This window comes from Rhodoferax sp., from assembly GCF_018063565.1.
Lineage (GTDB): Bacteria > Pseudomonadota > Gammaproteobacteria > Burkholderiales > Burkholderiaceae_C > Rhodoferax.
In genome coordinates this window covers 1-8,349 of record NZ_JAGPBB010000119.1, presented here as the reverse complement: position 1 = coordinate 8,349, position 8,349 = coordinate 1, and the positions used below count along the sequence as shown (strand labels likewise).

The following is an 8,349-nucleotide window of genomic DNA, read 5'->3' as shown; positions in this document are numbered from 1 at the left end:
AGGACGCGCAGGAACCCCAGGCGATCACCGCCTTGGCGTCCTTGGCCACATGTTTGAGTTTTTCGATAAAGGGCTTGCCCGACTGGATACAGAACATGCCGTCTTCGTTGAGTGGCGGGTTGCCTTCGACGGCCAGGATGTAGTTACCCTTGTACTTGGTCATCACCTGTTCCAGGATTTGTTCGGCCTGGTGACCGGCCGCTGCCATCAAGGTGTCGTCGTAGTCAAGCGAAATCATGGACAGCACCACGTCCTTGGCCAGCGGGTGGGCGCTGCGGATGAACGATTCCGAGCAGCAGGTGCATTCCAGCCCATGCAGCCACAGTACCGGGGTGCGCGGCTTGGTTTCCATGGCGTGAGCGATCTGGGGCACAAACGACGGTGCCAGCCCGAGCGAGGTGGCCGTGAGTGAACAATATTTCATCAAACTGCGCCGGGAAATGCCCTGGCGGCGCATGACGTCATAAAAAGTCTCCATCGTGCATGTCTCCATCGTGTGTGTGTACGATTGAGATAGATCAATAGGCGTGCCACTTTTGGGTGAATCAGGGTTAGTACTGATAAAACCCCATAGTTCATTGATTTGAAAGACTTTTTCTGCGATTTCCCAGTCGTTGCAGGACTCTCGAATCGATGAACCTGGTTATTGGGTTACCAGGTACGGGCACAAACCGGAAGCGTAGTTTCCAGTGTCAACAAGATTCACCCCGGGCACTGATCCAGGGACGGCTTGATGTTGGCGCATGGCTTGTCCTGTGCGTTCGCCAGCGCACAGATGGCGGCCGGGGTATGTCGCTATCGTGACAGCATGAGACTATTGAGTGGCTGTTTGTGTTGCGTCACATTGCTGGGGGGGTGCAGTGGTATGTTGCCCCAATCTCGAACCGAGTCCACCTCGTTCTCCAGTTTTGAAGAGGTGCGTGCTGCTTTTGATCGGCTTGAGCCCATGAAAAGCGATACGGATACCCTGAAAGCGAACGGGTTTAACCCGGCCGAGCATCCGAACACCCAATTGCTGACCCATTCGGACGTGGTACGCCTGTTTGTGCCGAGCGCTTTGCTCCGACGAGAAGACCTCGATCCGGGGATTCTGGCATGCCTGGAGGCGCGCGATGCCTGCCACGGTCTGGCGTACGACGCCGCAAAGATCTCCCGCAGGCGCACCGGAAACTTCTTTACCGACTTTTCCAACTTTCAGCGCCGGACCGAGACGACGGGGTGGCGTTTTCACGGCGTGATCCTGTTTGTGAACAAGCTCGTGGTTTACCGCTCGTGGAGCGGGCAACCCCGTGTCAACGAGGTAGAAATCACCAAAAACCCACTGGGTCCGCTACAAGACATCGGGCCATCGCTGCTGACGATCAAGTAGTTTTTGCATCCCTGCGCACCGCTTGCTCAGCGCATATCAAACAATTCGTCGTGAAAGTTTTTGCTCGCCAACCCGCGCGTGGCAAAGTCGCTTTGAAGCGCGTGGCCAAAACCCACCGGGCCGCAAAACCAGATGTCACCGGCCTGCCAATCCGGAACCGACTTACAGATGTGCTGCGCCGTCAGTCGACCATCCTTGGCCTCGACCATCACATGCAAGGTCACCCGTGCCTCGCGCGCCAGGCGTCGGAGTTTGTGAATTGCCAGGTTGTAGGGTGAGGCGGTGGCGTAGAACAGGTCAACCGGCCTGTCGAAGGGCTGCAGCTTCAGCTCTTCCATCCTTGCCACAAAGGGCGTGATGCCAATACCACCGCCCACCCAGATTTGTCGGGCGCATTCACTATTGAAGTTGAAGCAACCATAAGGCCCTTCAATTTTGACCGGGTCGCCCACCTTGAGGCGCTGGGGCAGCACCCGGGTGTAGTCGCCCAGTTCTTTGATCAGGAAATTCATGTGTCCGTCACCCGACCAGGCGGACGAGATGGTGAACGGGTGCGCGCCCTCGCGGACGTCAAAGGTCACAAAGACAAACTGCCCGCTGTCATGTCCAGGCCAACGCCCCTTGACCTGCACTGATACCTCGAGAACCCGCACTTCCGGATGGTAGGTGAACGCTGTCACCAAGCCGATGGTTCGGCGGCTCAACCCGACGCGGCGAAGCAGAATGACAAGTGCGGCCACACTGCCACCCAGCATCAGCAACGCCATGAGCGGGCCAAGCAACGCACCCCAATAACTGAACTTCATCAACAGCACCGAGTGAATCACCAACGCCAGATACGTCAACGCCAGCAGGCGGTGGGTCTTGAAAAACAGCCGATAGGGAAACCACTTGACCAGCGCCAGCACGATCAACGCCGCCGTGGCGTAAAACCCCCACTCACCAAAGCCCTCGGCCAGGCCGCGCTGGCTCTGCAGGAACTTGAAGAGGGGTGCGCCAGGCTCTGGCATATGCCCCCGCACCGAGCGTTCCATCCAACCCAGGCTAACCAGCCAACCCGGCAACTGCTTGCCGGACCAGTGCAAGGTGGCAAGGACCAGGGCGCTGATGCCCAGCCATTTGTGCAGCCGGTACATCTTGTCCAGCCCGCCAAAAAACGTCTCCAGGACCATTGGCCTGGCTGCCAGCAGCAGGGCAACGCTCATCACACCGATCCCCATGATGCCGGTGTAGTTGATGAACGAGGCACGCCAGCTGCCAAACGTCGAAGGCATCTGTACCCAAAAATCTGCCTGCCACCACAAGGCGGTCAGCATCAAAAGAAAGCCCCAGAAGCTGAGTTTGATAGGTTTCATGGCTTTCCCGATATCGAGCACGACCCCTGCGTGCTATCAGGCCGAAACCAGCGTCTCAGCCTGCGCAGCTTGACCGAAAATGGAAATTGGCTCTGTGCGTTGTCGCACCTTGTCTACCGGTTGGCCCGATCGGGGGGTGGCAGGTCCGTGCATCTGGTGCAGCCCGGTCGCGGCCTATCGTGCATTTGCCAAAGAAGGCTGCAAATTGCAGGCGACGAACAGCAAGGCAACCCGAGAAGTGCAAACGCCGGTGCTTATGACGACCGCGAAGTGCATCAGGTCGGTGTTGAGCTCGGGGAACACATGTTCCAGCTTGCTCAGAGCTGAAACGGGCTGGTCTTTATCCCAGCAGTTGCATCACTCCCGCCACGGCTGTCCAAGCCGAAGCCAGGGCGATGCCGGCGCCGCTGCGGCTGCGAATCCAGTCGTGGTGGGCCAGCAGCGCACCCGCCGCAAACAGGCGCGGGTGGTAACAGGCACCGTCGCTGCCCAATGGACGGCCCAACGCATCGACCTCGATGCCGGCACGGTTGATGGGGTGACCGCGCGGGTCGGTATACCGCTCCTGGTACCAGTGCGCTCGACTGTCGGGTTGCACCACGGGCAGATTCAACAAATGCTCACGAATGCCGTCCGTATGGGCTTGGAGCCCACCACTGAGCAAGCGCCCGGTGGCCAGAATGACCGCCTGCGCTTTGACCTCAATCTCGCCATAGCTGTCTTTCAGCGCCAGCGTGACGCCATCGTCTTCCAGTCGCAGCGATGTCACCTTCTGCTGCGGAATCAGCGTGGCGCCTTTGCACGGCAAAGCCTGCTCAAACAATTCGCGCAGGCGCAAACCCGCCACCGACGGAGGCATGGTCGGAATCTCGAAAATCTGCAAACCCGTCAACCGCTGCAGCTCGGCATGCACCTGATCGGGTTGGTGCATGCCCAGAATGGCGGGCAGGCCGATCACTTGCGCGTCACCCGCCGCGCTCTTGAGCAACTCGGCCAGTCGCGCACGGGTGGCGGGCACTTCGAGTGCGCGCGCCATCACCTCGGGGTAGACCTCGCCCTGTGCCATGTCGGGGAATCTGATGCGCTGGGTGCGCAGGGTGGGCCAACGCGGGCGCAGGTTGGCCACCAGCTCAGGGCCGCTAAAGCCTTTGAGCCCGTGGATATCCACCATCACACAGTCGGCACCCGCGGCCAGCGCTGCCGGGCCAGCCGCCATCGTCTGCGGTATACACAGCGTCGGCTTGACGGTGCCAATGGGGCTCAAAGCGCTCAGGTTGAGCTCACCGGGTGCGGTGTAGCTGACGCCAAATTCGCCCAAAAACGTGATGAATTCGACAAACGCCTGGCGAAGGTCAGTCGGCAGCACCTGGCACAGCGGGTGCAAGGGTTCGGTCGTGGCCAATGTTTTCAGCGACTGCCAGGGGTCATCGACAAGGTGCGCAGGCCCCATCATGCCCAGCAGATCGAGGTAACCCGTGGTGTAAGCCAGCGCGCCGGTGTTGCCGAGCTGAGTGGTTTGAATGTTGCGATTGAGCGCAAAAATCGATGCTGCAAACCCGGCCATACCGGAACCAATGACCGCCAGGGGGGTGCTGAATTGACGCGTGGGTTGCTTCATGATTGCTCCAGCTTGTCCAGACCCAGCAGACCGCAATGCAGGGCTTCGGCCAACTCCAGTTGCGCCGCCTGCTGACCCCAGCTCACACTGCGCTGGCCCTTGAAGCGCTCATTGAAAAAATCGCGCAGATGGGTCAGCCCGGTCGCATCGTGGTAGTGCCCCTGGTCATACAAATAGGAGCCAATGCGGATGCCGCAGAACGAGCCCTGGCACGGGCCTTTGCCAGCGCGCGAGCGCAGCGCGATGGACTCCAGCGTCGGCTGAGCATCCACGCCGGTGCTGTTGTCAAAAATCTGGGCAATGGCCGACTGCGGCAGCATCTCGCACTCACACAGAATCAGATCGTCCGGGTCGCGCTTGGCGTGCCAGTGCCGGGGGGCCGAGCTGGGTTCGCTCCAACTGCAGGTCTCATCATCGGGTAGGGGGACTTGCGCGGTGCGACATGGCTGATGGTTGCCCAGGCGCTGCGCCACCAGATCGGCCGCTTTTTCGGCCATCAGGCGGTAAGTGGTCAGCTTGCCGCCGGTGATGGTGCAAAAGTTGCCAAGACCCTGCGCCTGGTGGTCCAGCAAGGCAAACCCCCGGGTGGCCGCCCGGTCAGAGGCACCGGCGCCTGCCTGCAACAGGGGACGCACCCGGCTAAAGGCGCGAATGTAGCGTGCCTGCGCGAGCGCCGGGATCATGGCCGCACCCTCGCGGATGTTGCGGTCGACTTCGGCCACCGTGGGGCCGACACGCTCCAGGTCGTCAACACGCGACGAGGTGGTACCGAGCAGCGACACCGTGCCGCCCGGCACCAGAATGTCTCCATCACCAGGTGGGCGCAGACGGTTAACCACATGGTGGGTGAGCCGGTCCGTGGTGACCAGCAAGGTGCCTTTGGCATACAGCAAGTGCACATCCTGACAGCCCGCCAAACGGGCAACGCCCATCGACCAGGCACCAGCGGCGTTGACAAACTGGCGTGCCCGGATGGTCAGCGTGGTCTGGTTACGGTGATCGGCACATTGGGCGGCACGAATTTCCCCATCCACGGAGGAAAACCCGCTGACTTCGGTGTGCGGCAAATAGACACTGCCCACCAACTGCGCAGCATGCGCCACATGCAACTGGGCCAGGTGAAACGGGTCGACCGTGGCGTCAGGTACCTTCATTGCGCGCACCAGATCGCCTGACAGCAGCGGTTCCAACTGCTTGGCCTGCGCCAGTTCCAGTTCTTCGCAGTCAATACCTGCTTGCGCGCACAGTGTCGGAAAGGCATCAGCAAAGGCCGAGTCATCATCTTTGACGGCAACAAACAGGCCACCAGTGGCCTCGATGCATTGTGGCGCCAGGTGTTTGAGCAAAGCACCTTCCTGGCGGCACTCGATCGCGGCTTCCAGGTCGGTGGAAACATACCGGCCACCCGAGTGCAGCAGGCCATGGTTGCCACCTGAGGCACCCGCGCACAGGTCGCGTTTATCGATCAGGATGCTGCGAATGCCGCGCAGCGCCAGGTCGCGCATGATGCCGGTGCCGGTCACCCCGCCGCCAATGATCAGCACCTCGGTTTCCAGCACTTTGGGGACAGCGTTGCTGGCACGATTGAGGGAATTAGTGTTCATGTTGACTCCAGTTGCCAAATCGCCGGGTGGCGCAGCCGATGTGTTCAGCCCAGCAGGTCAGCCCCAAGGTAGAGCTGCTCGTTGTCGCCCAGAATGCCCAGCGACAGGCAGATCAGCGTCCACAAATGCACGATGCCGTAGTGCCCGCCATAGAATTTTCCGATGTCGTGCATTTGCGAGTGGCAGTTGTGGCAGGGTGTCAGCACGTAGGTCGCGCCGGTGGCGGCAATCTGGTCGAACTTGCGTTTGCCGTAGGCCCGCCGCTGGTCGGTGAGCCCGGCCTGCAGGGCGCCACCCCCGCCGCCGCAGCAGTAGTTGGCGCTGCGGTTGGGTTGCATGTCAATAAAGTTGTCTGCGCCCACCAGCGTCTTGACGACAAAACGCATGTCATCGGCCATGACGTCGCCATAGGACTTGCGCACAATCATGCACGGGTCTTGCACGGTGAACTTGATGTTCTTGGTGTTCCAGCGCGAATTGACTGGCAGGCGACCCTCGCGAATCCACTGTGCGTAATACGTGATGATGCTGTCCATGCGGAAATTGGCCTGCAGCCCGAAACGCTCGATGCCCTGCCACATGGTGTAGTAGCTGTGACCGCATTCGGTGTTGAGCCAGACCTCACAACCCAGTTCGTTGACCGCATTGACACGTTTTTCAATGACTTCGCGCCAGGCTGCGTCGTTGCCGGTGAACATGCAGAAATTCTCGGCCGCCCAGCCTTTGCTGGCGTAGGTCCAGTCCACGCCCACATAGTCAAACACCTTCCACAGTGGCACCATCTCGTCGGGCTCGCTCATGGGTTCACGCGAATTCTGGTTGACAAAAAAATGTGCGCCTTTTTTATCGATCGGTGCCTGCAGGTGCGCAAAACGCGGCTGTTTGACGCGCACCTCTTCCAGCACATCGTTCACCACAAATTCAAAGTCGGCAGGCGACATACCCATGGCGCTGGTGCTGTCGGTGGAGCGGGTCATCTCGCACGACCGCACAATGCCCTTGGGTTTGAGTTCGGCGGGCCAGTTGGCGCGCGCCAGAAAGACCAGCTTGGAGACGTCGATGTTCATCGGGCAGACATACTCGCAGCGCTTGCACAGCGTGCAGACCCAGATCCAGGGGGTGGTGGATAGCTCTTCGTCCATGCCCAGCAGCGCCATGCGAATGAACTTGCGCGGGTCCATGTTTTCCAGGCCCGAGGCAGGGCAGCCCGAGGTACACAGACCACAGGTTAGACACGCCTCAAAGTTGGCCCCTTCGGGCAACAACTTCAAAGCGGCCTGCTTGAAGTTGATCGGAGTGATTGCAGATGCTGCCATGTTCGCCTCGTCTCTCGCAAATTTTGGGTGTTTAAGCACCTCGGACGAAGTATGGCACTGTTGCGCGGTGAAAATCAGACCGTTGAGTCAATTTTGAGTCAAGCAGACAATTACTATTCTTTACATAGCTCCTAGCGCTTGCTTTATGTGCGCTAGATGCCATTTTTATCCTGAATTTATTGAACCATGACGTACCAAGCCGACCCCGACCGTTACAACGCCACCATGGCGTATCGCCGCTGCGGCAGCAGTGGCCTGAAGCTGCCCGCCATCACATTGGGACTGTGGCACAACTTTGGTGACGCCACGCCCTTTCAGACACAGCGCGACATGTTGCGTACCGCCTTTGATCTGGGCATCACCCACTTTGACCTGGCCAACAACTACGGCCCACCTGCTGGCAGCGCCGAGGTCAACTTTGGCGAGCATCTGCGCCGCGACTTCAGGCCCTACCGCGACGAGCTGATCATCAGCAGCAAGGCGGGCTACGACATGTGGCCTGGTCCCTACGGACAAGGAGGCGGCTCGCGCAAGTACGTGCTGGCCAGCCTTGACCAGAGCCTCAAACGCATGGGGCTGGACTATGTGGACATCTTCTATTCGCACCGTTTCGACCCCGACACGCCGCTGGAGGAAACCATGGGTGCGCTGGCCAGTGCGGTGCAGCAGGGCAAGGCGCTGTATGTGGGTGTGAGCAGTTACTCTGCCGCCAAGACCCGCCAGGCGCACGCCATCCTCAAGAACATGGGAGTGACCGCGCTGATCCATCAGCCGTCGTACAGCCTGCTCAACCGCTGGATCGAGGAAGACTTGCTTGATGCGTTGGGCGAGTTGGGCATGGGTTGCATTGCCTTCAGCCCGCTGGCGCAGGGGTTGCTGACCAACAAGTACTTGGGTGGTGTGCCCACGGATGCCCGTATCAACCGCCCCGGTGGTGGCTCATTGCGCCCCGAGCACCTCAGCGAGTCCAACTTGCGCCATGTGCGCGCCCTCAACGACGTGGCGCAAAGCCGTGGCCAAAGCCTGGCCCAGATGGCCACCGCCTGGGTGCTGCGCGATGGTCGCATCACCTCTGCGCTGATTGGCG

Annotated in this window: 7 protein-coding genes; 2 read left to right on the top strand and 5 right to left on the bottom strand. The window is 60.2% G+C overall.

Annotation, left to right across the window (positions count from 1 at the left end; translation table 11 throughout):
* Positions 1-478: hydrogenase small subunit (locus KBF66_RS17710; protein WP_296660539.1), on the bottom strand; the 478-nt coding region annotated here is incomplete at its 3' end.
* A gap of 387 nt (positions 479-865) precedes the next feature.
* Between KBF66_RS17710 and KBF66_RS17705 the strand changes: the two genes are divergently transcribed.
* Positions 866-1,369, top strand: a complete 504-nt coding sequence (locus KBF66_RS17705; protein ID WP_296660536.1) for a hypothetical protein — start codon at positions 866-868, stop codon at positions 1,367-1,369.
* A 26-nt stretch (positions 1,370-1,395) separates the two neighbouring features.
* Here the strand turns inward: KBF66_RS17705 and KBF66_RS17700 are convergent, their stop codons facing one another.
* The 4 genes from KBF66_RS17700 to KBF66_RS17685 all read right to left on the bottom strand — a co-directional run bounded on the left by KBF66_RS17700 (position 1,396) and on the right by KBF66_RS17685 (position 7,262).
* Positions 1,396-2,724: a ferric reductase-like transmembrane domain-containing protein gene (locus KBF66_RS17700; RefSeq protein WP_296660533.1), complete on the bottom strand. Its 1,329-nt coding sequence runs from the start codon at positions 2,722-2,724 to the stop codon at positions 1,396-1,398.
* Between the two features lie 340 nt (positions 2,725-3,064).
* Positions 3,065-4,342 (bottom strand): glycerol-3-phosphate dehydrogenase subunit GlpB, encoded by a 1,278-nt coding sequence (gene glpB / locus KBF66_RS17695; RefSeq protein ID WP_296660530.1) that lies wholly within the window; start codon positions 4,340-4,342, stop codon positions 3,065-3,067.
* Positions 4,339-5,946 (bottom strand): anaerobic glycerol-3-phosphate dehydrogenase subunit A, encoded by a 1,608-nt coding sequence (glpA, locus tag KBF66_RS17690; protein ID WP_296660526.1) that lies wholly within the window; start codon positions 5,944-5,946, stop codon positions 4,339-4,341. The genes glpB and glpA overlap by 4 nt, the downstream gene beginning before the upstream one ends.
* A 44-nt stretch (positions 5,947-5,990) precedes the next feature.
* A complete protein-coding gene (locus KBF66_RS17685; RefSeq protein ID WP_296660524.1) occupies positions 5,991-7,262 on the bottom strand; it encodes a (Fe-S)-binding protein in 1,272 nt (423 codons plus the stop codon).
* Between the two features lie 186 nt (positions 7,263-7,448).
* On the opposite strand from KBF66_RS17685, the gene mgrA reads away from it, so the two are divergent.
* On the top strand, positions 7,449-8,349 hold a 901-nt coding region (mgrA, locus tag KBF66_RS17680; RefSeq protein WP_296660521.1), incomplete at its 3' end, for an L-glyceraldehyde 3-phosphate reductase.